At 45.7% G+C, this 25,991-nt stretch carries 21 protein-coding genes and 1 pseudogene; 15 read left to right on the top strand and 7 right to left on the bottom strand.

Annotated features, from left to right (window positions below; all coding sequences use genetic code 11):
- Positions 1-132: 132 nt before the first annotated feature.
- Positions 133-1,194 carry a glucokinase gene (locus N39L_RS23285; protein ID WP_006618555.1) on the bottom strand — a complete coding sequence of 354 codons (1,062 nt, stop codon included), beginning with the start codon at positions 1,192-1,194 and terminating at the stop codon, positions 133-135.
- 161 nt (positions 1,195-1,355) lie between these two features.
- Positions 1,356-3,773, bottom strand: coding sequence for a phosphoketolase family protein (locus N39L_RS23290; RefSeq protein WP_006618556.1), 2,418 nt, complete (start codon positions 3,771-3,773; stop codon positions 1,356-1,358).
- A 358-nt stretch (positions 3,774-4,131) separates the two neighbouring features.
- Between N39L_RS23290 and N39L_RS23295 the strand changes: the two genes are divergently transcribed.
- Positions 4,132-5,343 carry an acetate kinase gene (locus tag N39L_RS23295; protein ID WP_006618557.1) on the top strand — a complete coding sequence of 404 codons (1,212 nt, stop codon included), beginning with the start codon at positions 4,132-4,134 and terminating at the stop codon, positions 5,341-5,343.
- An 847-nt stretch (positions 5,344-6,190) separates the two neighbouring features.
- Here the strand turns inward: N39L_RS23295 and pdhA are convergent.
- Positions 6,191-7,222: a pyruvate dehydrogenase (acetyl-transferring) E1 component subunit alpha gene (gene pdhA / locus N39L_RS23300; protein ID WP_014276531.1), complete on the bottom strand. Its 1,032-nt coding sequence runs from the start codon at positions 7,220-7,222 to the stop codon at positions 6,191-6,193.
- Between the two features lie 607 nt (positions 7,223-7,829).
- Here pdhA and N39L_RS23305 point away from each other — a divergent pair.
- The 4 genes and pseudogenes from N39L_RS23305 to larE all read left to right on the top strand — a co-directional run bounded on the left by N39L_RS23305 (position 7,830) and on the right by larE (position 15,582).
- Positions 7,830-10,154, top strand: a complete 2,325-nt coding sequence (locus tag N39L_RS23305) for an IMS domain-containing protein (RefSeq protein ID WP_006616379.1) — start codon at positions 7,830-7,832, stop codon at positions 10,152-10,154.
- Positions 10,155-10,327: 173 nt separating this feature from the next.
- Positions 10,328-11,542, top strand: a pseudogene (locus N39L_RS23310) (RNA-guided endonuclease InsQ/TnpB family protein).
- 289 nt (positions 11,543-11,831) lie between these two features.
- Entirely contained in the window at positions 11,832-14,549 is a 2,718-nt protein-coding gene (locus N39L_RS23315) for a DUF4912 domain-containing protein (protein WP_014276535.1), read from the top strand.
- 205 nt (positions 14,550-14,754) lie between these two features.
- On the top strand, positions 14,755-15,582 hold the full coding sequence (gene larE / locus N39L_RS23320; protein WP_006618056.1) for an ATP-dependent sacrificial sulfur transferase LarE: 828 nt from the start codon (positions 14,755-14,757) through the stop codon (positions 15,580-15,582).
- On the opposite strand, the gene N39L_RS23325 is transcribed toward larE, so the two are convergent.
- Together N39L_RS23325 and N39L_RS23330 are read right to left on the bottom strand one after the other, a co-directional pair.
- Entirely contained in the window at positions 15,579-16,019 is a 441-nt protein-coding gene (locus N39L_RS23325; RefSeq protein ID WP_014276536.1) for a hypothetical protein, read from the bottom strand. The two genes, larE and N39L_RS23325, sit on opposite strands and share 4 nt — an antisense overlap.
- A 14-nt stretch (positions 16,020-16,033) precedes the next feature.
- On the bottom strand, positions 16,034-16,438 hold the full coding sequence (locus N39L_RS23330; protein WP_006618054.1) for an NIL domain-containing protein: 405 nt from the start codon (positions 16,436-16,438) through the stop codon (positions 16,034-16,036).
- On the opposite strand from N39L_RS23330, the gene N39L_RS23335 reads away from it, so the two are divergent.
- From N39L_RS23335 to N39L_RS23345, 3 genes are all read left to right on the top strand, one after another.
- Positions 16,437-16,574, top strand: a complete 138-nt coding sequence (locus N39L_RS23335) for a hypothetical protein (protein ID WP_158307567.1) — start codon at positions 16,437-16,439, stop codon at positions 16,572-16,574. The two genes, N39L_RS23330 and N39L_RS23335, sit on opposite strands and share 2 nt — an antisense overlap.
- Before the next feature lie 13 nt (positions 16,575-16,587).
- Positions 16,588-17,175 (top strand): thioredoxin family protein, encoded by a 588-nt coding sequence (locus N39L_RS23340; protein WP_014276537.1) that lies wholly within the window; start codon positions 16,588-16,590, stop codon positions 17,173-17,175.
- Positions 17,176-17,533: 358 nt separating this feature from the next.
- The gene (locus tag N39L_RS23345; RefSeq protein WP_006618052.1) at positions 17,534-17,686 is read left to right on the top strand and encodes a hypothetical protein; all 153 of its coding nucleotides are present in this window, start codon (positions 17,534-17,536) and stop codon (positions 17,684-17,686) included.
- Positions 17,687-17,901: 215 nt separating this feature from the next.
- Here the strand turns inward: N39L_RS23345 and N39L_RS23350 are convergent, their stop codons facing one another.
- Positions 17,902-18,591, bottom strand: coding sequence for a diacylglycerol/polyprenol kinase family protein (locus N39L_RS23350; protein ID WP_006618051.1), 690 nt, complete (start codon positions 18,589-18,591; stop codon positions 17,902-17,904).
- A 127-nt stretch (positions 18,592-18,718) separates the two neighbouring features.
- Between N39L_RS23350 and N39L_RS23355 the strand changes: the two genes are divergently transcribed.
- From N39L_RS23355 to N39L_RS23375, 5 genes are all read left to right on the top strand, one after another.
- Positions 18,719-20,059 carry a hypothetical protein gene (locus N39L_RS23355; RefSeq protein ID WP_006618050.1) on the top strand — a complete coding sequence of 447 codons (1,341 nt, stop codon included), beginning with the start codon at positions 18,719-18,721 and terminating at the stop codon, positions 20,057-20,059.
- Positions 20,060-20,171: 112 nt separating this feature from the next.
- Positions 20,172-20,615: a hypothetical protein gene (locus N39L_RS23360; protein ID WP_006618049.1), complete on the top strand. Its 444-nt coding sequence runs from the start codon at positions 20,172-20,174 to the stop codon at positions 20,613-20,615.
- Between the two features lie 28 nt (positions 20,616-20,643).
- On the top strand, positions 20,644-21,678 hold the full coding sequence (locus N39L_RS23365) for a M42 family metallopeptidase (protein WP_006618048.1): 1,035 nt from the start codon (positions 20,644-20,646) through the stop codon (positions 21,676-21,678).
- Positions 21,679-21,946: 268 nt separating this feature from the next.
- Positions 21,947-23,110, top strand: a complete 1,164-nt coding sequence (locus N39L_RS23370) for a lipoprotein N-acyltransferase Lnb domain-containing protein (RefSeq protein ID WP_231851989.1) — start codon at positions 21,947-21,949, stop codon at positions 23,108-23,110.
- 44 nt (positions 23,111-23,154) lie between these two features.
- Positions 23,155-24,270 carry a lipase family protein gene (locus tag N39L_RS23375; RefSeq protein ID WP_006618046.1) on the top strand — a complete coding sequence of 372 codons (1,116 nt, stop codon included), beginning with the start codon at positions 23,155-23,157 and terminating at the stop codon, positions 24,268-24,270.
- 56 nt (positions 24,271-24,326) lie between these two features.
- Here N39L_RS23375 and N39L_RS23380 read toward each other — a convergent pair whose 3' ends face one another.
- Positions 24,327-24,914 (bottom strand): GGDEF domain-containing protein, encoded by a 588-nt coding sequence (locus N39L_RS23380; RefSeq protein WP_014276541.1) that lies wholly within the window; start codon positions 24,912-24,914, stop codon positions 24,327-24,329.
- Positions 24,915-25,171: 257 nt separating this feature from the next.
- On the opposite strand from N39L_RS23380, the gene N39L_RS23385 reads away from it, so the two are divergent.
- Together N39L_RS23385 and N39L_RS23390 are read left to right on the top strand one after the other, a co-directional pair.
- Positions 25,172-25,324 (top strand): hypothetical protein, encoded by a 153-nt coding sequence (locus N39L_RS23385; protein ID WP_014276542.1) that lies wholly within the window; start codon positions 25,172-25,174, stop codon positions 25,322-25,324.
- A gap of 14 nt (positions 25,325-25,338) precedes the next feature.
- Positions 25,339-25,977 (top strand): hypothetical protein, encoded by a 639-nt coding sequence (locus tag N39L_RS23390; protein WP_006618044.1) that lies wholly within the window; start codon positions 25,339-25,341, stop codon positions 25,975-25,977.
- The last annotated feature ends 14 nt before the right edge of the window (positions 25,978-25,991 follow it).

The raw sequence follows: 25,991 nt of genomic DNA on the forward strand, positions 1-25,991 counted from the left end.
CGACTGGGTTCACTATCGATTAGTTTAACCATAGATTTTACATTATATATGCCGCCACCTTTTACCATGGTAATAATTATGGCATAAACATCACCGAAAGTCAACCCCTAAACCGAAATAGTTTTTTTGTGTTTAGATTTGTGTGGCACATAATGCGGCACCGATTAAACCGACTTGAGGATTAAGAACAATAGAGACAGGTACTTGTTCTAATAAAGGACTAACGCGACCCTTATCTTTCAAGGCTTTGATAAAGTTTCCTTCCTGTATTAAAGGGATAATTTTAGCAGCAATTCCCCCGGCCACATATAACCCGCCGTATGGTAGTAATTTGAGCGCGAGATTTCCAGCTTCTGCGCCATAGGCTTCCACAAAAATTTTCATAGTCTGAACCGAGAGATAATCACTTTTAGCCAAGGCGGCTTTAGAGACTTCAGCGGCGAGGTCTACGGTTTGGTGTTCTTGTCCGATTTCCTGTTTCCAGGTATGATAAATTTGGGCAATTTCGGGAGATTCTTGAGAGATATCATGGTCACGCAAAAATTGATAAATCGCGGTAATTCCCATCCCCGATACTACTCTTTCTACGGATACTCTGGTGATATTATAGAGTTCTCGTAAATAGCCTAGGAGATGAAATTCCAACTCGGATCTGGGTGCGAAATCAGTATGACCGCCTTCGCTGAAAAAGACTTGATAACCGCCTTGGGGAAGGGGAATCACAAAACCTTCTCCTAAACCTGTTCCCGCACCTATCACAGCCCTAGGCGCAGAAGCATCAGGTTTTCCGGGTTGGAGAATGTGTAAATCTGATGATGATAAACCGACTACACCATAACCAATAGCGGCAAAATCATTAATTAGTTTAATGTGGGAAATATCTAGTTCTCGCTGAAGGCGATCGCTGTCTAACGACCAACTCAAGTTAGTAAGTTCGCAGCTATCATTTACCACAGGACCCGCAATACCAAAACAGGCTTTTTCGGGTTTTTTATATTCGGAAACTTCCTGAGATGCAGCTTCTAAAAAATGTTTAACTATGGGAACCAAATCAATATAATTTTGACTAGAATATGTCTGCTCAAATAATGATTTTATCTGGGGTGTAGGGGCGCTAGTGTCGAGAGAATTTGCGTCAAATAAGGATAAAATTGTTTTGGTTCCTCCTATGTCTCCAGCGAGAATAATTGTCATGTTTTTTGTATCCTGAAATATTGATGATATCAGCAGTCTATGCTGAGGATGAAAAAAGGCGATCGCATCAGTAGATGTTAAACCGATACTTTCAGCGAATCGCCTAATCAAGTTAAGTTATCCTACTAATTGGTCAAAAGTTGACCCCGAGATGGTATCAGCTAAAACGGCCACTTCCAATTACTAATTTCCTCCTGATCCTGACCATGTTCGTAGGCATAAGCGACATTTTCGATGATAGCATTTCTCATGCGTTCGCGAACATAAGCCGCCGCCGATCGCAATTGTGGCACTCTGTCAATGACATCAATCACCAAATTAAAGCGATCGACCTGATTTTCGATCGCCAATTCCAAGGGTGTATTAATATTACCCTTTTCCTTATAGCCACGAACGTGCAAATTGGGGTGATTAGTGCGACGATAAGCCAACTTATGAATCAACCAAGGATAGCCGTGGAAATTAAAGATAATGGGTTTGTCAGTGGTGAACAAACTATCAAAATCCCAATCAGATAAACCGTGGGGATGTTCAGTATTAGGTTGTAACTTAAACAGATCGACCACATTAATAAAGCGGATTTTCAACTCCGGAAATTCCGACCGGAGAATGGCGGTCGCCGCCAAAGACTCCCTAGTAGCGACATCACCACAAGAAGCCATCACCACATCAGGAATATCCGGGTCTTTACCACAATCATCATTACTAGCCCATTCCCAAATTCCAATTCCTTTAGTACAATGCTTAATGGCATCATCCATATTCAGGAATTGTAGATGTTTTTGCTTATCTGCCACAATGACATTAACATAATCTTTGCTTTGGAGACAATGATTAGCACAGGACAGTAAACAATTAGCATCAGGTGGAAAATAAACCCGTACTACATCAGGACTCTTATTAGTAACCAAATCCACATAACCGGGATCTTGGTGACTAAAACCATTGTGGTCTTGTCGCCAAACCGTAGAAGATAGTAGGATATTCAGAGAGGCGATCGGAGAGCGCCAAGGCACCTCTTTTTTACAGACTTCCAACCATTTAGCGTGTTGATTAAACATGGAATCGACCACATGAGCAAAAGCCTCATAGGTGTGAAAGAAACCATGACATCCCGTGAGTAAATAACCTTCTAACCAGCCTTGAAGGGTATGCTCACTTAACATTTCCATAACCCGACCATCAGTGGCTAATTCGCTACCGTCTAGGTCTTCCTCTAAAAACTCACCCATCCAGGTTTTTTTACTGACTTCATAGACAGCATTAAGGCGATTAGAGGCAGTTTCATCAGGCCCAAACATCCGAAAATTAGTCATATTTTTAGCCATGACATCCCGGAGGAAATTGCCAAGAGGTCGAGTGTTTTCTGCCTCACTTTGACCCGGTTTAGGAACCTCGACAGCATAGTGGCGGAAGTCTGGCATATTTAAGTCACGACGCAAAATACCACCGTTAGCAAACGGGTTAGCACTCATGCGGCGGATACCCGTTGGCGCGAGTTCCTGGAGTTCAGGAATCAGGGTTCCGTTTTCGTCAAAAAGTTCTTCTGGCTGGTAACTTCGCATCCAGTCTTCTAGGATTTTCATCTGATGGGGGTTCCCAATGACATTAGACATGGGGACTTGGTGCGCGCGCCAAAAACCTTCAACTTTGCGACCATCTACTTCCTTCGGACCTGTCCAACCTTTAGGCGATCGTAAAATAATCATCGGCCATTGGGGACGGGTAGCGTTTCCACTACTACGAGCCTGTTGTTGAATGTCGCGAATTTCGTTGATACAATGTTCTAGGGTCGTCGCCATTTTCTGATGAGCCGAGGCATAATCCTCTAATTGGCTACATTCCACCAAATAGGGAGTATAACCATAGCCTCGGAATAGGTTTTTGAGTTCCTCGTTAGGAATTCTGGAGAGAATCGTCGGGTTAGCAATTTTATAGCCGTTTAGGTGCAAAATCGGCAGCACCGCACCATCACGGATAGGATTGATAAATTTATTGGAATGCCAAGCCGTTGCTAGGGGTCCCGTTTCCGCTTCTCCATCTCCCACCACGGCGGCCGTAATTAATTCGGGATGGTCAAATACTGTACCGTAAGCATGGGAGAGGCTATAACCTAGTTCCCCCCCTTCGTGGATAGAACCTGGGGTTTCTGGGGTGCAATGGCTACCGATACCGCCAGGGAATGAAAACTGTTTGAAAAATTTTCGCATCCCTTCAGCATCTTGACTTTTATCCGGGTAAACCTCCGAGTAGGTTCCTTCTAAATATACCGGACCGAGAACACCCGGTGCGCCGTGTCCTGGACCCGCAATATAGATCATATTCAGGTCATATTTTTTGATTAACCGATTTAGGTGAATGTAGATGAAACTTAAACCGGGACTAGACCCCCAATGACCCAGAAGGCGATATTTGATATGTTCAGGTTTTAAGGGTTCTTTTAGTAACGGATTATCTCGCAGGTAGATCATCCCTACACAAAGATAATTGCAAGCGCGCCAGTAGGCATGAGTTTTCCGTATCTCATCGTCACTGAGAGGATAGGTTGTCTCCAAGGATTGATCGGCTGCTGCTACCATAAATATTTACCTTGATTGGGCTTATTGACATCCTACTTTAGATAGATATTTCCAGGGAGGTTAGGCTAATCCTAACATTCTGGATGATCCGATAGGACGGAGTTTCTCTATTAATATCCTAAGATTACCGAAATGGCAAGTTTTTATGATTAATTGGGTGATGTTTATGAATATTTAACCTGATTTTAACTTGACTTTAAGTGGTCTTTAGTCTATGTTAAGGTGGATTTTGGTGCTGTCCATCATTGCTTTAACTAAATAGCTCCCACTCCATCCCAGTCCATCAACCTGCCCGCCATCATCAAAAAAACAAAAAATCCATCAATAAACTATTATTAAAAGGCTGTTAATTTTAATCATGAAAATTCTGGTATTGAATGCTGGTTCAAGCTCCCAAAAAAGCTGCTTATATGATATTAACGGAGATAGCCTACCAGCATCTCCCCTAGAACCTATTTGGGAGGCGGTTATTGATTGGGGAATGCCACCTTTTGGGCAAATGACAGTGAAAGCCAATGGGGTGAAACAGGAGAGTAAAATTGATGGCAGTCAGAAGGATAAAGCGATTGGTCAAATGTTGAATAGCCTGATAGAAGGGGAGACTCAAGTTCTCAATAATCTAGGGGAAATTAATGTGGTTGGTCATCGGGTAGTGCATGGAGGAACTGACTATTCTAGGGCGACTATAATTGATGAGCAGGTGAAAGAGACGATCGCCCGATTAATCCCCCTAGCTCCGTCTCATAACCCTTCTCATTTACAGGGAATTGCAGCCATAGAAAGGGTGTTAGGGAATGTGCCACAGGTGGCGGTATTTGATACAGCCTTTCATAGTCAAATGCCCTTGGCGGCGGCGGTATATCCTATTCCTTATGAATGGTTTACTAAAGGAATTAGGCGCTATGGTTTTCATGGTACAAGCCATAAATATTGTGGGGAAAGGGTAGCTCAATTAATGGGTAAACCGTTGGAGTCTTTGCGGTTAATTACTTGCCATTTAGGGAATGGTTGTTCTTTGGCGGCTATTCGGGATGGAATTAGTGTGAATACTACTATGGGATTTACTCCCTTAGAAGGTTTGATGATGGGAACTCGGAGTGGTTCCATTGACCCAGCGATTTTGATTTTTTTGATGAGGGAATATGGGTGGGATAGCGATCGCCTTAATGAAATGCTAAATCAACAATCGGGGTTAAAGGGAATTACGGGAATATCTGGAGATATGCGCTATGTTCAAAAGGAACAGAGTAGCGGCAACGAACGGGCTCAATTAGCCTTTGATATGTTTATTCACCGCCTGCGAACTGGGATAGGTTCAATGTTAGCGAGTTTGGGGGGACTAGATGGTTTAGTGTTTACGGCAGGTATTGGAGAACACGGAGTTTTAGTGCGTCAAGAAACCTGCAAAGATTTTGATTTTATCGGACTCAAATTAGACCCCGAGAAAAACCGCAATATTAAAGGAGATGGTAACATCGCCGCCAGTGATTCCCAGGTGCCTGTATTTGTGATCCACACGGAGGAAGATTGGGCGATCGCCACTGAATGCTGGCATTTACTAAAATCCTAGGTTAGCAACAGACCCGCCTGGTCTGGGCGGGTTCACCAGGGTCTTCTGTAGGGGCGGGTTCACCAGGGTCTTCTGTGGTAACAGACCAGTTACATCAACCCGCCCCCGCACCCTGTAGGGGCGGGTTCACCGGGGTCTTCTGTGGTAACAGACCAGTTACATCAACCCGCCCCCGCACCCTGTAGGGGCGGGTTCACCGGGGTCTTCTGTGGTAACAGACCAGTTACATCAACCCGCCCCAGCACCCGGTAGGGGCGGGTTCACCAGGGTCTTCTGTAGTAACAGACCAGTTACATAAACCCGCCCCCGCACCCTGTAGGGGAGGTTTCACCGGGGTCTTCTGTAGTAACAGACCAGTTACATAAACCCGCCCCCCCACCCGGTAGGGGCGGGTTCACCAGGGTCTTCTGTGGTAACAGACCAGTTACATAAACCCGCCCCCCCACCCTGTAGGGGCGGGTTCACCGGGGTCTTCTGTGGTAACAGACCAGTTACATCAACCCGCCCCCGCACCCTGTAGGGGCGGGTTCACCGGGGTCTTCTGTGGTAACAGACCAGTTACATCAACCCGCCCCCGCCCCCTGTAGGGGAGGTTTCACCGGGGTCTTCTGTAGTAACAGACCAGTTACATAAACCCGCCCCCGCCCCCTGTAGGGGAGGTTTCACCGGGGTCTTCTGTAGTAACAGACCAGTTACATAAACCCGCCCCAGCACCCTGTAGGGGCGGTTTCACCGGGGTCTTCTGTGGTAACAGACCAGTTACATAAACCCGCCCCCGCCCCCGCCCCCGCCCTGGCCCTATTGTTGGCGTATCAACCCGCCTGTTGGCGGCGTATCAACCGACCCCTTAGTCGTCAGCATAAACATAGCGATATAACTCGCTAGGGTCAGGTTCAGGGCTAGTCTGAGCAAACTCAACCGCGTCATTAATGACATCCTGAACCTTTTTGTCGATCGCCTTCAACTCGTCACTATCAGCGAGATTATGTTCAGTCAAATAGGCGAAAAACTTATTAATAGGGTCACGAGCAAACCAAAACTCTTTTTCATCGCGATCGCGCAATTCATCAGGGTCAGCCAAAGAGTGACCCCGGAAACGATAAGTTAAGGCTTCAATGAGGGTTGGACCTTCTCCAGCACGGGCTCTAGCGATCGCCTTTTGAGCCACCTCTCGAACCGCCAAAACATCCATACCATCGACTTCATAACCAGGCATTCCAAAAGCGGGACCTTTCTTATAAATTTCCGGGTCAGAAGTCGCCCGTTCATGAGCCATACCAATAGCCCACTTATTATTTTCCACCACAAACAAAATAGGTAACTTCCAGAGAGTCGCCATATTCAAACACTCATAGAACTGGCCATTGTTGCAGGCTCCATCTCCAAAAAAGCAAGCCGTGACCGTATCAGAACTTTCATCTCCCATTACTTCCCGGCGATACTTACTCTGAAAAGCCGCCCCCGTAGCCACAGGGATGCCTTCCGCCACAAAAGCAAAGCCGCCGAGCAAATTATGTTTAGACGAGAACATATGCATCGAACCGCCACGACCCTTAGAGCAACCTGTAGCTTTACCAAACAATTCAGCCATCACCTCTCGTGCGGTAACTCCAGCACTGAGGGCGTGTACATGGTCGCGATAGGTACTACAGACAAAATCCTCGTCGCGGCGCATAGATCGAATTACCCCGGTAGAGACTGCCTCCTGTCCATTGTAAAGATGAACAAACCCGAACATTTTGCCCCGGTAGTACATTTCGGCGCACTTGTCCTCAAATAAGCGCCCTAGCACCATATCCTCATAAAGCATCAACCCTTCCTCTCGGGTGATGACTACAGAATCGACTTGAAAACTAGGTACTGTGCGTTCCTTAACCATTGCGTTACCTTGTGAAACTGTTTACTGCTGCGTGTTGCCAATTAATTATAAGTAGGTGCGGGTTCACCGGAGTATATGATAATTTGTAGGGGCGGGTTCACTGGGCTATATAGTAGTGACAGATAAATGCACATAGCTCCCGCTGCCTAAGCGCTACATCAACCTGCCCTTGTGGGGGGAGGTTCACTGGGCTATATAGTAGTGACAGATGAATGCACTTGCGCGATCGCCCTCACGAGAGAATATTCTATAGGAATAGGGGCAAAACCCAAGTTTTTTCAGGGTAGGGGCACAAGGACGGGAAAAATTACAGCGACCAACCTATAATTTGGGGTAGAATGCAGCACATTGTGTAGGATATAATTAAAAATCCCCGTTGGTTTATTCGCGGGGAAAGTAGGGGTGGGTTCACGCCCGGTATATGGTAATTGGTAGGGGCAGAAGGAATCGATAAATAGCAATAGTAAACTGATAATTTTTTCCCCTACTCCCTCTTCCGCCGCCCTCCCCTAGCTCCTTCCCTAGCTCCCGGACAGTGGGATGGGATGGTCTGGAGGGATGTCAAACCTGCCCTAAATCAGTCGCTCGCCCTTGGGGATGAACCAGAATGCGTATTCCACTCGATTACTACCGAATTTTAGGCTTACCAATCCAAGCGACTGCCGACCAGTTAAAGCAGGCTAGAGGCGATCGCATTCAGCAACTTCCCAGGCGGGAGTATTCTGATCTGGCGATCGATGCTAGAAAGCAGTTAATTGATGAAGCCTACGCAGTCCTGTCAGACCCAGACCAACGCGGGGCCTATGACATGGGGTTTCTAGCCAAAACCTACGATATCCCCTCAAACCCATCACTGTCGGGGGTAGGAGGGGAAAAGGACACAGATTCTCACCGAGCCAGTATAGAGATAGACGATCGCCAGTTGGTGGGGGCTTTGCTGATCTTGCAAGAGTTAGGGGAATATGAACAAGTTGTAGCCATGACTCGCCCCTGGGTAGGAACCAGCACTATTGGTCTGAAAGATGGTCGGTTTGGAGACCCCGATCTAGTTGTGCCGGATATGGTTCTGACGGTAGCCCTAGCATATTTAGAACTGGGTCGGGAACAGTGGCAGTCTCGGCAATATGAAAACGCTGCTATTTCCCTAGAATCGGGTCAAGATCTGCTGTTACGCGAAAGCCTGTTTGCCAGTCTACGGGGAGAAATGCAGGCAGATCTTTATAAACTGCGCCCCTATCGGATCATCGAACTGCTACAACTGCCAGAGGTGAAAACTGATGAACGTCGCCGGGGATTGCAGTTGTTGCGGGAAATGCTCCATGAAAGAGGCGGTATTGATGGTCATGGTGACGATCGCTCTGGTCTGAATGTGGAGGATTTTCTACGCTTTATCCAGCAATTGCGTAGTTCTTTGACTACCACTGAACAACAGACCCTATTTGAGATGGAGGCTCATCGTCCCTCCGCCGTTAGCACATACCTAGCCGTTTATGCTTTATTGGCTCAGGGATTTGCACGCGCCCAACCGGCTCTGATTCGCAAAGCTAAGTTAATGTTAATGCAGTTGGGTCGCCGTCAGGATGTGCATTTGGAAAAGGCGGTTTGTTGTCTGTTACTAGGACAGACTGAAGAAGCTAGTCGTGCCCTGGATTTGAGCCAAGAACAAGAAGCGATCGCCTTTATTCGCGAAAATTCTGTCGATTCCCCAGACCTGTTACCCGGGTTATGTCTGTATGCAGAACACTGGTTAGCCGAAGAGGTTTTTCCCCATTTCCGAGATTTGCAAAATCAGTCAGTTTCTCTCAAAGAATATTTTGCTAATAAGCAGGTTCAATCTTATTTAGAGGCACTTCCCGCCGAGGCGCGTGCCACATCCAATGAGTGGGTCGTAGTACAACCTCGCCGCAGCAGTAGGTCAGATCATGAATTGACTTACGCACAATCGGGATCGACCCCCGCAGTTTCAACATCTGCAAATCCCGCTCAATCAGCACCTTACTCCTCTAGTCCTGATGGTCTAAGCAATGGGCATTCGCCTACCGGTTCTGTGGGAATGCCTACAGGCTCTCAGTCATCCCATAGTGGTGCTAATTCTCCCTCCGCACAGGTTCCCAAAACCACCCCCCCAGGTAGATTCAATCAATCGACTAATGAATCTACCTACCTCCAAAAACCAGCCAGAGGGAGTTCATCTAAATCTCATCAACCCTCTCCGGTGGCATCTTCTAGCGCTGCCGGATTAAACGGTACTCCTACGGCTAATCTGCCACCACTGGGTCAGGGTAGCCCTCAACCTAACTCTCCCAGACGAACTAGAGGAAAGGGAACCCATGAATCCAACTACAAGGTTAAAAGATTAATCTTGGTAGCCTTAGTGGGATTGTTTGGGATTTGGTTATTATGGATGATTTTGAGTGCCATTTTTGGTTGGATTGGTAATGCCCTAGAGGGAATGGGTGGACCGAGATTGACAGCCGATGGGCCAGAAATCCGCCTTGATAATTCTCCGATCGCTATTCCTGAACCCGAACCAGACAACCCCCTAGCGGCTGACCTGGACCCCACTGTAGCCCAACAGGTAGTTAATCAGTGGTTGACTGCTAAATCTGCCGCTCTAGGTCCTGAACATCAAACTCAAGGATTAAGGGAAATTTTGGTTGAGCCTTCCCTGGCTCGGTGGATGGGGCTTTCCGAGTCATTAAGGCAGGAAAATTCCCACAGGCGTTTTCAGCATGAAGTTAGGGTCCAGAGTGTTGATGTCAATGAGAATAATCCCAATCAAGGTACTGTTGATGCTCAGGTGCGGGAAGTTACCCAATTCTATCAAGGTAATCAAATGGAGAGGTCTGAGGATAGCACCCTACAAGTTCGATATCAACTCGTCCGAGATCAGGGTCCTTGGCGGATACGGGATTGGGATATAATTCGTTAGCTTTGGCCACACCCAGACCCGCACTCCAATTTTGACAATTTTTAACAAAATGTGGCGGAATTCCCCTTCCTCGCTTGCAGGGAGGGGATGAATAGCAACCAATAAACAAACTGAGCGATCGCGAATCCTCGGATGAGCAGCTACAATGTTATCGGCAACAGCAAATAACGATAATGTATAAGGCGTACAAGTATCGCATCTACCCAACCGACGACCAAAAAGCGTCTCTCGCCAAGGCGTTTGGATGCTGTCGTTGGTATTGGAATTTGGCACTCAACCTATGCCAAGAAACATATCTCAAGACAGGCAAAGGATTATCTCGTGGATATATCCAGGGTCTGTTGCCAGGGTTAAAAAAGGAATACCCTTGGCTAACGGATGCCTATTCCCAGTCTTTGCAAGTTGTTGCTCTCAATCTTTCCACTGCCTACAAAAACTTCTTTGAGAAGCGGGCGCAATTGCCCCGTTTCAAGTCAAAGCATGGTCGGCAGTCATTAAGTTATCCCGCCAACGTTAAGTTTGAGGGAGACTATATCAAACTACCTGGGAAGATTGGGCTAGTCTACTGCCATCGTCATCGAGAATTTGAAGGGACAATCAAAACTGTGACGGTCTCCCAAAATTCTGATGGACAATACTATGCTTAGGTATTGGTGGATGATGGGAAAGAAACTCCGAGTCAGTCTACCGAAGGTAAAGCGGTTGGCATTGACGTTGGATTGACTCATTTCGCCATTACCAGTGATGGGTCAAAGTATGATAATCCCCGTCATGGCGACAAACATCACCGTAACCTTAAACGCCAACAACAAAAACTATCCCGGAAGCAAAAGGGTAGTCAGAATAGAACTAAAGCCAAACAAAAAGTAGCTAAGGTTCATGGCAAGATTGCCCGTTGCCGTGAGGACTTTCTACACAAACTATCCCGCCAGATAGTCAACGAAAACCAAGTTATTGCTGTAGAGAATCTGAATGTAAAAGGGATGGTAAGAAACCCCAAACTAGCCAAGGCGATTAGTGATGTAGGCTGGGGAATGTTTACCACAATGCTTAAATATAAAGCGGAGTGGGAAGGAAAAACCTATATTGAGGTTGACCGTTTCTTTGCATCCTCTAAAACCTGTCACGTTTGCCTCAACCGAGTAGATAGTTTGTCGTTAGATATTCGTCAATGGCAATGTCAACATTGTGGGACTTGCCATGATCGAGATGTCAACGCGGCACAAAACATCAGAAATGAAGCCTTGCGGATACTTCGACTATGCTCAGTACAAGTATTGTCGTTGGGAACCAGCGATACTGCCTGGGGAGGGAGTGTAAGACAACCTGGCAAAACATCGGTTTTGTTAGATGCAGTTCCCGTTGAATCAGGAAGCCCCATCCTCTAGGGCGGCAGGGTGGGGTACTTCACGAATCTACCTACAACCCCAGGCCCACGCCGGGGATTTTTTTGGGGATGCAGACGATCCCCAATTCCATGATATATCATGAAACTATGACACAATGATCCCAAAAACCTTATAAAACAGTATATTTACTTATAATTTTTGGGATTACCCCTTGACCCCTCTGGATATTTTCTGCAATATGTTGATTAACGAGAGCGATCCCCACGATCCCAAAGAAAATCTACAGAGCCAACAGCCTGCTGTCTGAACACATGGAGATCACCAACCTATGGCCAAAGAAAGACCCCCCTTGGAAGAAATGACATTGCGACAATTACGCAAAGTCGCCAGCGAGTACAGTATTTCTCGCTATAGCCGAATGCGTAAAGCCCAGCTTTTAGCTGCCATTCAAGATATTGAACGTCAAAGATTTTCATCCCCTAGTCAATCCCGTACTTTGGAGGCAAAAGCAGAAGTGGAAGTAGCAAAGTTTACATTAGGCCAGGAAGAACAAACAGATGATTTCCTGTCCTCAGTTGATGAAAATCTAGTGGAACTTGGCAGCGGATATAGTGAAAGTCGCGTAGTTATGATGGCAAGAGACCCGGAATGGGCTTATGCTTACTGGGATATCTCCAGTCAACAAAAAGAACAATTCCGGCGATTAGGTGGGCAACAACTGGCTTTACGGATTTATGACGTAACAGGTATAAATCTCAGCAATCAGAGTCCCCACAGCGTTCAGGAATACCCTTGCGATGAAATGGCGCGGGAATGGTATTTACCAATTCCTGTAAGCGATCGCGATTATGTGATCGAAATTGGCTACCGTTGCGCTGATGGTCGCTGGTTAGCTATGGCCCGTTCCCAGGCGGTTCGGATTCCCCCCATTTATCCCTCTGAGTGGATTGATGACCAATTCATTACAGTATCTTGGGGTGATGAACTCAAAGGTCAAACTTTTGCCCAACTATCACCCCCTGGCTTATCTTATGGCGATCGCATTTACGACGACCTCTTCAATCTAGCCAAAGAAGCAGAAGCTCAACGCATCGCTGGTTCCCTATTTGGTTCCATGCACCATGTTTCCAGTTTCCAACATGGCATCAGTTCCTATATTTTCCCCTCTGGTGTCGGTAAGTGGGCATCAGGTGTCGGTGAAACTATGTCCGGTGTCGGAATGTCCGGTGTCGGCTTAGGCGTAACTCAATCCGGTTCCGCCCTAGGTTACTCCATGTGTGTCGGAATGTCCGGTGTCGGCTTAGGCGTAACTCAATCCGGTTCCGCCCTAGGTTACTCCATGTCCGGTGTGGGAATGACTGAATCCGGTTCCGCCCTAGGCTATTCTATGTCCGGTGTCGGTATGTCCGGTGTCGGCTTAGGTTACTCCATCTCCGGTGTCGGAATGTCCGGTGTCGGCTTAGGGATAACTGAATCCGGTGTCGGCTTAGGTTACTCCATCTCCGGTGTGGGAATGTCCGGTGTCGGTTTAGGTTACTCCATCTCCGGTGTCGGAATGTCCGGTGTCGGCTTAGGGATAACTGAATCCGGTGTCGGTTTAGGTTACTCCATCTCCGGTGTGGGAATGTCCGGTGTCGGTTTAGGTTACTCCATCTCCGGTGTGGGAATGTCCGGTGTCGGCTTAGGCGTAACAGAATCCGGTGTCGGTTTAGGTTACTCCATCTCCGGTGTGGGAATGTCCGGTGTCGGCTTAGGCGTAACAGAATCCGGTGTCGGTTTAGGTTACTCCATGTCCGGTGTGGGAATGTCCGGTGTCGGCTTAGGCGTAACAGAATCCGGTGTCGGTTTAGGTTACTCCATGTCCGGTGTGGGAATGTCCGGTGTCGGCTTAGGCCTAACAGAATCCGGTGTGGGAATGTCCGGTGTCGGTATGGGTTACTCCATGTCCGGCGTGGGAATGACCGAATCCGGTTCCGCCCTAGGCTATTCTATGTCCGGTGTGGGAATGTCCGGTGTCGGTATGGGTTACTCCATGTCCGGTGCTTCAATCACCGAATCCGGTTCCGCCCTAGGTTACTCCATGTCCGGGGTGGGAATGTCCGGTGTCGGTATGGGTTACTCCATGTCCGGCGTGGGAATGACCGAATCCGGTTCCGCCCTAGGCTATTCTATGTCCGGTGTGGGAATGTCCGGTGTCGGTATGGGTTACTCCATGTCCGGTGCTTCAATCACCGAATCCGGTTCCGCCCTAGGTTACTCCATGTCCGGGGTGGGAATGTCCGGTGTCGGTATGGGTTACTCCATGTCCGGTGCTTCAATCACTGAATCGGGTTCCGCCCTAGGTTACTCCATGTCCGGGGTGGGAATGTCCGGTGTCGGTATGGGTTACTCCATGTCCGGCGTGGGAATGACCGAATCAGGTTCCGCCCTAGGTTACTCTATGTCCGGTGTGGGAATGTCCGGTGTCGGTATGGGTTACTCCATGTCCGGTGCTTCAATCACCGAATCGGGTTCCGCCCTAGGTTACTCCATGTCCGGTGTGGGAATGTCCGGTGTCGGTATGGGTTACTCCATGTCCGGTGCTTCAATCACCGAATCGGGTTCCGCCCTAGGTTACTCCATGTCCGGGGTGGGAATGTCCGGTGTCGGTATGGCGGAACGGATGTCTGGTATTGGTTTTACCATGTCCGGTGCCGCCCTAGGCTACTCGATGTCCGGTATTGGGATGTCTGGTATTGGGATGGCTGCATCAATGCCTCCCATTCGTCCCCGTAAATTCTGGTTGGTGGCTGATGCTGAGTTAATCATTTATGGTGCTACTGAGCCTGATGCTAAGGTTAGTATTGGCGGACGACCGATTAAACTCAATCCTGATGGTACTTTCCGATTCCAAATGTATTTCCCTGATGGTCAATTTGACTATCCGATTATGGCGGTTGCTGCTGATGGTGAGCAAACCCGTTCGATTCACATGAAGTTTAATCGTGAAACTCCTGAACGTCACACTAATACCCGCGAGGAAGCGGTTTTAGAGTGGGTGGGCTAGGATATTCACTGATATAACCGATAATGAGAGTTTGATCTTAGCAATTGCGAATTAAGAATATGAGCCGGCGTTTTCCAGATGCGAAACCTCCCGGCTCAATTTTTGTCTGTGCGATCGCTCTTAGTATGGCAGCTAGCAAAGACCAGGTATGCCTAGACCGTTGAAGATGATAACCTGTAATTAGGGGTAAATAATACAAAAAACTATGGTGAGCGAGAAATTACAACAACTTCAATCCCTATTTACTGGAATGGAGCAGGCTTTAATTGCCTATTCGGGAGGGATAGATAGTACCTTGGTGGCGAAAATTGCCTATGATATTTTGGGCGATCGCGCTTTGGCTGTCACGGCTGTTTCCCCTTCCCTGTTACCAGAAGATTTGGAAGATGCTCGCATTCAGGCGGCGATGATTGGCATATCTCATGAGGAAATCTACACTCAGGAAATGGCTAATCCTAATTACACCGATAACCCGGTTAACCGTTGTTATTTCTGCAAAAGTGAACTGCATGACCAGCTTAAACCCTTGGCTAGACAACGGGGTTATTTATATATCGTTGATGGTGTGAATGCTGATGATTTGCGGGACTATCGTCCGGGGGTGAAAGCAGCTAAGGAAAGGGGGGTGCGATCGCCTTTAGCGGAGGTGGGAGTTACTAAAGCTGAGGTGCGGGAAATCTCTAAATACCTGGGGTTAAGTTGCTGGGATAAGCCTTCTCAACCTTGTTTAAGTTCCCGTTTTCCCTATGGAGAAGAAATCACTATCGCTAAATTGCAGAGGGTCGGACGTGCTGAGGTTTATTTGCGCCGCCTGGGTTGGCAAAATCTGCGGGTGCGCTCTGAGGGAGACACAGCTAGGATTGAACTGCCACCAGCACAAATTAAGGACTTTATCATTAAAAATGATTTGCCAGTTTTGGTGCAAACTTTTCAGGCATTGGGTTTTCTGTATGTTACCTTAGACCTAGAGGGATATCGTAGTGGTAAATTAAACCAAGTATTACAACCGGAACTTCTGGCTAACTACGGCTAAATTATACTGGCTAGGTGATGAAGTTGCCAACCGACTACTAGCCCCAGCATTGACACGAGACACAGGACTAAAAATGCCTGCCAGTTTTTGGTGCTGTGGGTTTGTAGTTCCATACGGGTGAGGATAGTGGCGGATAAAGCCATCAGAATGGTGGTAAAAACTTCCATATGGGTGGCTAGGACTACCAATAAGAAAGCACCAAACACTACAGATAAAAAAGCGCCAAGATTAGACTGAAACCAGCGATTGAGAGGACGGCTTAAATTCTCTAATGGAACTGTGAAAAATAGGGCGATTAAGATGATGATTAATTTAATAATTACCCACAAGTGCCACTCTATTTTTAGGTTAAATAAACCCCACCCAAACACCATATAGGTGAGCATCAACAAGAAAATTGAAACCCAAAGCATAGGGGCTATTTGATGGGATGTCATGGGTAGGATATCTATTATAAATTGGTGGAAATTGCTTGTAGGGGACAGGTGGGAATACACTGTTCACAGACAATACAACGCGATCGCGTAAATGTTAGATAAAAGGTTTCGGGATTGAGAGTGAGTGCTTCTGTGGGACATACACCTGTACATAGTCCACAGTCTACGCAGCTTTGTTCATCAATGATAATTTCTCGACTGGCCAGGGAAACTGTGACGTTTTGAGATTGCATCCAATCGATCGCCGCCTCGAGTTGGTCTATATCTCCGGATAACTCTACTACCAGTTTTCCTACCTGATTAGGGGCCACTTGCGCTCTAATAATATTAGCAGCTACATTAAAATCTTTGGCCAGTCGGTAGGTAATTGGCATCTGCACTGAACGTTTGGGAAAAGTCAAAGTGACTCGTTTTTTCATGCTGCCCGCCAGTATACAGCAGTTCCATCATACCATGCGATCGCCAATGGTGGCTGGTTTGGTGGGGCGATCGCTTTCTATTTTCCCCGCACTCGTCGAATTCGCTACACTGTACCCTAATCGATTATCTCTGTGACTAGCTGCATTAAATGAGTACAAATCCATCTGATTCTAGTTTAACTACTTCTTCATTCACCACTCGTTTGAGAAACTTTCTGATTGCTATAGTGGCAATTGTTCTCAGTGTCTTGGTGTTTTGGGGTTTCCGAACTAATGCTACATCTATATCTTTAACGGAACTGGCGACGGAATCAACCCCTCTTGAGGTGGCTTTGAGTAATGGTAAACCCACTTTGATGGAGTTTTATGCTAATTGGTGTACAACCTGTCAGGCTATGGCTGAAGATATGGCAGATCTGCGCGACAGTTATGGCGATCGCATTAATTTTGTGATGCTTAATGTTGATAATACTAAATGGCTGCCAGAAATTCTCAAGTATCGAGTTGATGGGATTCCCCATTTTGTCTTTCTCAATGATCAAGCTGAGGTTATGGGGGAGGCGATCGGAGAAATTCCCCGACCTAACCTAGGGTCTCGTTTAGATGCTTTGATCGCTGGTAACTTGATGCCAACTGTCGAAACTATGGGTCAGGTTTCCACTTTTAAAGCCCCTGTTACTCCCTCTGGGGATGCTAACACCGATCCTCGCGCACACGGTAGCCAAGTCAAACTCTAAAGCCTTCGGGCGGGCTAAATCGCCCGCCTATTTTTGGCTGGTCTCCCCTTTGATTAACTGTTTTTTACAAAAATTATCAAAACTTAAAAAAACTGTGATTGTTATTCACTCAACTTTGAGGGGATATTGTTTGAGTAATTGTACGGATTTTAGGGAGTTGCTTAGAGAAGGCGATCGCTAGATTTGAGTCAGGTAGATGAAACCCAAAAAAACTGCACAACTTATACATTATAACATGATTTGGGGATTATGGTTAATTATCCGTTGATTGCAAATAAATATTGCAAATAGTGTGCAAATCCTGAAATTCCATGTAATATAGTAAACATATAGGGCAACAAAAAAGTGAGGTTTTATCATGAATATGATGTCTAAACTATCGAATATGATGGCTTACCTGACCGAAGCAGTCATTAGGATTTTTAGCCCCAGTGACGATGCTTATCCAGAAGTAGGTCCTAGCCCCTTTGAAGGAACTCCCTGTAAAAAGCCTTCCCCAGTCCTGAAGTAAACGGTAAGGGGTAGAGTGGGCGTGATACAGAAGGTCTTAGCGGGTTGGTTTAAAGTTCGAGCATGGGATTGTCCTCCAATCAGAACCTATAGCAGTTAGTGCTAGTATTTTCACCTGGGCTAACGGATGCGAGATGCAATGCCATGTCCGGCGGTGTCTATACTAGCTCTGGGGCTGGCTATGGTTTGGTTGGAGGCTTTTGGTGTTGGGTAGGATTAAGAAAGTTGATGGAGAAAGAAGGCGATCGCCGCACTACCGAGGGGAACGGTTAAATTATCAATACCCAATTTAGATACCATTTCTAAGAGGGTGGCAGCTATGGCTACGGCTAGGGAGATACTCCAAATTTGCCAGGTGTTACCATAGACTGGGAGTAAAATTAAGGCAGATACTACAAAACTGGTTAAAGTCATGGTGAGGGAACCTTCCCAACTTTTTTGACTTCCCCAGACCTGATATTTATGGGAACCAAATTTCTGGCCGATGGTGGCGGCGAGACCATCTCCCCAGGTCATGACTAAAATTCCTAGGGCGGCGTAGTGGGGTTCTTGGCGCGGCCAAAAACAGGCGATCAGAATACCAATGCTGATGGCGTAGAAAAATGTCCCTAAACTTTGGCGGCCGACACTATTAACACTGGGGAGAATGGGGACTTTTAGGGAAATTAAGGCGATCGCCGCCGATAATCCCCCGGCTGCTATACCGATGGAGGCGGGGATGTGCAGCCACCAAGCTAATAAAATCACGTTTCCGGTGCCAATATGCACGACCTTTCGGGATATTTCGGGGTCTACGGAAAATAGGCGGTTGAGTCCTTCAGCAATAATCAGGACTAAGGCTAACCATAGACCCACCAGTGAGATATGAAGCCAAATGTTGGGATTTGCAGTTAAATCGGAAAGCATAAATCAACAGTAGTGTATAAAATAGGAAACCATATTCAGAATATATTTGGCTATGTTTCAAGCTCCAAGTCTGTCAATTGTCAAGATAGACTAATGCTGAGATTATTGAACTGTCTGGGATATGTCCATGTCTGAAGCCGATCTCCCCCTGAATCAGTCCCCCGATGAAGCAGCCATCCCAGAGTATGAAGCTGGTGTGGCGCAGCCGCTGACCCACATTTCCCACACAGGGGATGATGATTGGGAAACGGTTAATTTTCCTGATGCGATCGCCATTGATCAAATTCCGCTGGTTAAACAATCTCCAGAAAATGCCTCTGTTAGGACGGAAGGATTACCGCCCCAGGTGGCTACTGGGCCGATGAATGAGGTTGAGGGTAGTCGCGAAACTCCTCTGATTAAAGCACTTCACGCTTGTAACCGGGATTTAATCGATCGCATTGCTGAACTGTCCGAACAACTCGAAGATTGTCATCAACAGTTAAGAGAACAGAAAACTAATTATCATCAACAATTGCAGGAACTCGATTTTACCCGCGCACAGGTGAATCGTCTTTTCCAAAAGCTAGATGTTGCTAACCGGGTGATTCGACAACAGCAGGTTTTGGTCGAAAACCTGACTCAACAGTGGGATACGAGTCAAACTCGCATGGCTAAGATGGAAAGAGAATGTGCCATGACTCGTCAAAGTTACAATGAACAGTCCCATGAGTTAGTCCAGGCTCAAAATACCTGCCGTGAGTTGCGATCGCGTTTACAACGCCAACAACGCTACACTCTTCAGTTTAAGGCGGCTTTGGAGCGTTCCTTAGAAGTCCGCGAATCTGGTATGAGTCCAAATCCTGAATTAATGGTTGACTCCCCCTCCCTAGAGATGGATGGCGCGGATAATGAGTTATTATCGCCATCCTTTGTGATTCATGGCCAGATGAATTTATCTAAGGCTTCACCTGTTCAGCCTTGGTCTGCTCAATTGCAAGATTCATCAGTAGAGCAGTCAGTAGAGCAGTCAGAAGAGGGGTTAGACGAATTAACAGCACCCGCAGAAGGTGATTATAACCCCACCCCAGTTATGCCACCTTTACTATCCACTAAGGAGGGTTTAGGATCTCAGGGAGAATCGCCCAAGTCGGCTGTTTCTGATTCGGAGGCGATCGCACCCCCACCGCCCTTTGAGATATCTATTGATTCCATTGTTCCGGCGGGTGAACCTGTCCTGGATGAGTGGCCGAAACCTCGATTGGTAGAAGAGGAACTACAGCGTATCCGTTTGGAATATGCCGCACCGGAGCCAGTAGAGGAATCAGTGGCTAATCCTAAACTAGCCGGGGTGGGGTCTCGACAAAAAGGGGATAATTGGCCAGCACCTTTAGTCTATCCCCAACATCGCCGGAAGTTGCAGTCTTGGTCTGCTATTCAATTACCGACTTTCCCAAATCAGAAGGTTGAGGAAGCCGTGGAATTTTGAGTTATCGGGTCCGGTGCTGTAGCTGCTTCCAGGGTTGCTATGTGTGATATACTGACTGCCATTTGCTATTGATAAATAGTCAAATTGTCCAACGGTGGTGAGGAGAAATTTCATGCAAAAGTGGCAATTGTTGACCATAACTGGTTTGGCGATGGTCGGGAGTATTATGTGGGTGGGGTCGGCTTCTGCTCATCATCATTATATTGATGAGTGCAATACATTTGCAGACCATAGACCTCATCCACAACCTAGACATCATCAGCCAACTAGACGCCATGACCCCCACCCACACCATGATCCTCACCCGGTACAATACCATCAACCTCGCCGCCATCGACCGGCTAATGAGTATCCTTATACTCTGCGACCTGTGATTAACTACCAGGATTTTTATAGAAATCCCGATCTGAATCCACCGATTATAGAACCGCCTCCTATAATGGATATGCAATCAATGATCGATGTTAATTCGGAACGGGCATTTATAGTTTTAATTGTGTTAATTTTGTGGGGAATTTGGGGGCCGGCTTTTAAACCCAAGAAAGACAGTAAATAATCAACAATTAAGATATAGGGGGGATTAATTGGAATTTGACCAACTATTTGCCACTATTGAACAGTTAGTGATGTGTCACTCTCCTAGTGGCGATGAGTCGGAAATAGATAGCTTTCTCCTCGATCGCTTTTCGGATTTGGGGGTGAAGGTGTGGAAAGACCAGGCGGAAAACGTGATCGCTGAAATACCTGGTCAAAATCCTGATGTGGCGATCGCTATTACCGGACATAAAGACGAAATAGGCGCTATTGTTAATAATATTGAGCCTAACGGACGGGTCATGATTCGGAAATTAGGGGGATCTTTTCCTTGGGTTTATGGTGAGGGAGTGGTAGACCTACGAGGAGATCATCAGACAATTTCAGGAATTCTTAGCTTTGGTTCCCGCCATATTTCCCATGAGTCCCCCCAAAAGTCTTGGCAGACTGATAAGGTATTAACTTGGGAGGATGTTTGGGTAGAAACTCTGCGATCGCCAGAGGATTTAGAAGCAGCCGGGGTGCGTCCGGGGACTCGTGTAGTAGTCGGAAAACATCGGAAAAAACCTTTTCGTATGGGGGACTATATCGCTAGTTATACCCTCGATAATAAAGCCTCTGTCGCGATTTTATTGGAGTTGGCTAAACAGATTAAAAATCCTCCGGTAACGGTCTATTTGGTGGCATCGGCTAAGGAAGAAGTAGGGGCGATCGGTGCATTATATTTTACGAATCGCACCCGTCTTGATGCTTTAATTGCTTTAGAAATTTGTCCCCTAGCGCCAGAATATCCTATAGAATCTGGTGAGAAACCAGTGTTATTATCTCAAGATGGTTATGGCATTTATGATGAGGGCTTAAATGCTGAATTAAGGAAAGCATCTCAGCGAGTAAATGTATCGATTCAATCGGCAATTATTCGGGGGTTTGGTAGTGATGCTTCTATTGCTATGAAGTTTGGGCATATTTCTAGGGCGGCTTGTTTAAGTTTTCCTACTCAAAATACCCATGGGTTTGAGATTGCTCATTTGGGGGCAATTTCTCATTGCATTAGCATTTTGTTGAGTTATTGTCAAGGGTTATAATTTCCAGGATTTACAGCGATTTATGGGATTTACAGCGATTTACAGTGATTTATGGGATTAAACTAAAATCAGATTCAGTCATGGAATTAGTGACAGATTGAGTATAATTCACAGTAATATGAAAGCCCAAAGTTATACCCAGAGACAAAACTAGATAACCTATCAAAAATAAAATTGCTACTTGATCAGCCGACTGTGAAGATTTGTTAAGCATAAATTTAAGTTGATCGGAGGGTTTCTATTTACAGGATATCTAGTTACAGTGACAATGAATTCACCTGATGGGGTGATTTTTATGGTCATAGTTGCCATGATGGATTTTTGCTATGATAGGTCTAATGATGTCCGATTCGTTAGGAGGGCTGCATATTTGAAAAATAGGCAGATTTTCAGGATGAAGTTGCTTACTCTCACTTCTGCAATTATCCTGTTGACCCCTGGGTTGTCTAGTAGGGTTGTGGACGCTAGACCGACTCTTCCTGATGCTAATTGTCGGTGTGATGTGAACGATCGCTTTGATCCTCAAGCTAAAATGCCGCAGGGAATTCACCAGGGTAAGTGTATCAACTCCTGTCATCAGCGATCGCTACGACGTTTATCTGCTGCTGAGGCGGCTGAATATGGTATCGAACCCCAGGCGATCGCTGTAGCTAATGTCAGTCACCAAAATCAGTTTTGGGTCGCTCAAATTCTCCCCAACTCCGTAGCAGAAGTTATCTATCAACTGGAAAATTTCCCATCTCCTATTCCCGCCGCCCATACCCAACTAAGATTTCGTTTTTCTCCCGGTTCCGAGGTTCTGTTAATTCCCCAAATTCCCGGTTCTCATCAGTCCCCCGTGAAGCTACAAGACCTGATTTTTTCAGTGGAAGCTGTCGCCGTGGTGGGGGGTAACTTCGATTTGGTGGCGGGTTTCTTTGATAATTTTGCGATCGCCTATCGTTTGGTTTCCTTGGAGTCGAGAGTTCAACGGATGATTATTGAAGATGGTCATCAAGTTCAACAAATTCAATTAAATTTAACCCCAGCCCAAAAAAATCAGTTACTTTTAAACGCTATAACCAAAAGCCAGCAAGCTGGGTTAACTCAAATGTATAATACCCTGAATAGAAATTGTACTACCGAAGTCTTTAGAATCATTGACCAAACCATTGGCTATCATAGCGCTCCTAATTCAGGATCACAGGAAATTTTTATTAATGCACCTACGGGAGAACAGATATCTATGTTATTTGCCAATGGTATATTAAATCAACAGGCGATTAATCAGTTTTTGGCTGATAGTTTAGATGCCACTCAGTTACAATTTTTGCAGGAACATATCCCCACCATTTCCCCCACGGCTTTGCAACGTCGAGGGATTAAAGGAATGGAGCTACCTGATTTGAATTATGAGTTACAAAACACAGGTGGCGGCGGGATGATTTGGTAGTCTTAGCAGTCATTAACTACCCAGTTTTTGTGGGGTAAATTATCATGATCAAAAAACAGCTATTTCTGTATTCAACAATGGTGGCAACTTTAGTTATAGCCCCCGGAATTAATCAACCATCTTCAGCCAATTTACCCCTGATAACTTCTCCAGAGTTTGAATCCCTATGTAGGTCGGGAAATAGAGAATGTGCAATGATTGGGAAAGCCTCTCACCTCACCACCCAGTTAATCTACGAGTTATTTGATGCTGAGAAAAATGGAAATCCCACCGAAATGCAGCAGGCGATCGCCAATATTGCCACACTATATCAAACTGAATCTGATGCTATAAAAGTAGTCAATACCAGATTAAACTTATCGGATTTTTTTATACTCGAAAAAGACCAGGTTCTAGGTGGCTATGCTGTTTTTTTAAGCCGGGGAGAAATTATAGCTGGTGGTATAGAAAAAGTATCATTTGTAATTGGCTTTAAAGGTCTTTATCCTAGCTTAGAAGACCCCAACGATATCGCTGTTGCTCTCTCCGCTTTACCGGAACATCTTTATCATGATGCTGGTGCGTTAATTCATAAAGGGTTCCGTGATTATTCCGGTTCTGTGTTTAATCATCAAATTTCCCAAGATATGATTAACTCGATTCGAGAGCTTCAAAATGACCCGAAAACTCATGTGGAAATTGTCGTCACCGGACACAGTTTAGGTGGGTCGGCTATTCTGTATGCGGGGATGTTAGTTGATGCGGGGATTAATCCTGAAAATTTAAAAGTTATAGTTTTTGGATCCGGACCTGTAGCACAAGCTAGTTTTATTAGTCAATATCCCGATTTGATTCCTAATATTATCCGCATTGAAACTCCGGGGGATATGCTACTTTATGATGATGATTCTCCCATGAAACCTATCTATCAAAGTTTAGGTTATGTTCCCTTTGGAAGATTAATTAAAGCTACAGGAAGCGATCGCCTTAATCAACTTAACCAACAGCTTGCTATTCTCCAACAACAACAGCAGATTTCTCCATCCCCAGATTTTGATACCAAACGGCTTAACTTGCTACAACAAATCCTACAGGAAAGAGTAGCGATTCATGTTTATAGTTATCGGTATTATTATCAGATTTATCGGTCTCATCAAGGCGGTGGTGGTAGCTTGTGGTAAATGCCATTAATCATCACATTTTAGTCAGTAGTAATAGTCTCTAAGTTGGCAAATATTTAAGACAAAAAAGCCAAGGCTTTATTTTTTGTTTTTGCCTTCTTTAAGGCATCTTCCATCCGTTCTAAACAGGCATTCATGTGTTCATTAGGATGCACTTGAGTAAAACCTATTCTAGCAGAACAGGTAATTACTGCATCATCTAAGTGAATGTCGCGGCTTTTAAAGGCTTGCCAAATACGTTTGAGAGCAATTTTTGCACCTTGTGGGTCGGAGAAAATGACCATCACAAACTGATTATTACCCCAGTAGGCTACCCAGTCGCATTCGCGCAGGTGATCCTGAATTTCTTGGATCAATTCCATTAACACCTGATCAGTTTTATGATATCCCTGTTGTTGCAGACACAAATCTAACCCTTCCATCCCCATTAGTGCCAAGGATACGGGTAAGCTGTTACGTTTAGCAATGCCTAAACACTGCTTAATGCGATTTTGGACCGCACGATCGTCACTTACAGAACAAAAACAATCTTTGCTGTTTAGGTGTTCAGATTCCTGTAAATCTGACTGTGTAGGAATTTGAGAGTAAGAGTTCATCTCATCTGGTGGCAAAGTTATCCACTCCTTACTCGATGCTAATATCATTTATATCATGGTTGATTAGGGCTGACTACTGCGATCGCATGACATTTACGCAACTGTCCATAACCTGGGGTCAATTTCCCCCCAGACCTCTAGGTAAAGGGCGGTTATGGATACACAGGGGAACTGGTAGCCATGTGTAAGTCGTGATAGTATCACCTGCTGTCGCCACATTTGAGAGTTTCAATCCTACAGTAAAAACATAGACAAGCGCAGACATTAGTATCTGACTAATCACTTTAGCACCAGGGATTATATCTATGTTAACCAATCATAAACTAAGCGATCGCACCTGTAAAGATAACCCTCAAGTTATACCCCCATCTGAAAAACAATTTTTAGCAGAATTATTAGATCGTCTATCTAAACAGGTCAACCATCTCGAGAGTATCTCCGAATTTAACCAAATTTAATTAGGTGAATTACCATGCAATATCCAATTTTATCTTTACCCGAATCCGGTCAAATTCGCAAAAATATCGGACAACCCACCTTATATATTTTCTCAGCTAACAAAGGAGAAAAAGTCAACTTAATTGTTTGGGCTGGAACTCTGCAAGCTGAACTTTATAGCCCTTCCGGTCGCGAATTAGCCTTTGTGTCTTCCGGTCGTTGGCAGGGAAATATGCCGGAAACTGGAATATATCGGGTTATGATTTATCCACGCATTGACTCTACCAATTGTGCTATTGAGGTTCAAATTGAACGACCATCACCAGAACCCCAAACAGAACCCCAACCAGACCCTATAAACCACAAACTATCTCAGTATCGTTCTTTACCAGATCGCCCTATTGTAATTCGTTCAGGGGAATATAATGGGTCTGTGGGGTTCACATTATCGGCTCACAGCATTCAACCCCTAACTATTCGTTGTCGCCAGGGTCAAATGATGAAAGTGACAGGGTTTGGAGTCGAATTAGCGATCGCCAGTCCTCATGGCAAGATTTTAGAGACAGGAACCCAAAACATTTCTACCCGCCTTCCCGAAAATGGAGTTTATCGGATACTGGCTATTGGTGGGGAATTACCCCTAGATACATTAGTTTCTGTGGATGTTCGCTAATCTCAACGGGAATT

The sequence above is a fragment of the Limnospira platensis NIES-39 genome, from assembly GCF_026000695.1.
Taxonomy (GTDB): Bacteria; Cyanobacteriota; Cyanobacteriia; order Cyanobacteriales; family Microcoleaceae; genus Limnospira; species Limnospira platensis.

Coding starts and splice junctions, on each gene's coding strand:
- N39L_RS23370 (WP_231851989.1), top strand. CDS start 21,947: ATGAATTCACCTGATGGGGTGATTTTTATGGTCATAGTTGCCATGATG.
- N39L_RS23315 (WP_014276535.1), top strand. CDS start 11,832: ATGGCCAAAGAAAGACCCCCCTTGGAAGAAATGACATTGCGACAATTA.
- N39L_RS23290 (WP_006618556.1), bottom strand. CDS start 3,773: ATGGTAGCAGCAGCCGATCAATCCTTGGAGACAACCTATCCTCTCAGT.
- N39L_RS23380 (WP_014276541.1), bottom strand. CDS start 24,914: ATGATATTAGCATCGAGTAAGGAGTGGATAACTTTGCCACCAGATGAG.
- N39L_RS23390 (WP_006618044.1), top strand. CDS start 25,339: ATGCAATATCCAATTTTATCTTTACCCGAATCCGGTCAAATTCGCAAA.
- N39L_RS23305 (WP_006616379.1), top strand. CDS start 7,830: ATGCGTATTCCACTCGATTACTACCGAATTTTAGGCTTACCAATCCAA.
- N39L_RS23295 (WP_006618557.1), top strand. CDS start 4,132: ATGAAAATTCTGGTATTGAATGCTGGTTCAAGCTCCCAAAAAAGCTGC.
- N39L_RS23375 (WP_006618046.1), top strand. CDS start 23,155: ATGATCAAAAAACAGCTATTTCTGTATTCAACAATGGTGGCAACTTTA.
- N39L_RS23385 (WP_014276542.1), top strand. CDS start 25,172: ATGTTAACCAATCATAAACTAAGCGATCGCACCTGTAAAGATAACCCT.
- N39L_RS23325 (WP_014276536.1), bottom strand. CDS start 16,019: ATGACATCCCATCAAATAGCCCCTATGCTTTGGGTTTCAATTTTCTTG.
- larE (WP_006618056.1), top strand. CDS start 14,755: ATGGTGAGCGAGAAATTACAACAACTTCAATCCCTATTTACTGGAATG.
- N39L_RS23345 (WP_006618052.1), top strand. CDS start 17,534: ATGAATATGATGTCTAAACTATCGAATATGATGGCTTACCTGACCGAA.
- N39L_RS23360 (WP_006618049.1), top strand. CDS start 20,172: ATGCAAAAGTGGCAATTGTTGACCATAACTGGTTTGGCGATGGTCGGG.
- N39L_RS23330 (WP_006618054.1), bottom strand. CDS start 16,438: ATGAAAAAACGAGTCACTTTGACTTTTCCCAAACGTTCAGTGCAGATG.
- N39L_RS23350 (WP_006618051.1), bottom strand. CDS start 18,591: ATGCTTTCCGATTTAACTGCAAATCCCAACATTTGGCTTCATATCTCA.
- N39L_RS23355 (WP_006618050.1), top strand. CDS start 18,719: ATGTCTGAAGCCGATCTCCCCCTGAATCAGTCCCCCGATGAAGCAGCC.
- pdhA (WP_014276531.1), bottom strand. CDS start 7,222: ATGGTTAAGGAACGCACAGTACCTAGTTTTCAAGTCGATTCTGTAGTC.
- N39L_RS23335 (WP_158307567.1), top strand. CDS start 16,437: ATGCTGCCCGCCAGTATACAGCAGTTCCATCATACCATGCGATCGCCA.
- N39L_RS23285 (WP_006618555.1), bottom strand. CDS start 1,194: ATGACAATTATTCTCGCTGGAGACATAGGAGGAACCAAAACAATTTTA.
- N39L_RS23340 (WP_014276537.1), top strand. CDS start 16,588: ATGAGTACAAATCCATCTGATTCTAGTTTAACTACTTCTTCATTCACC.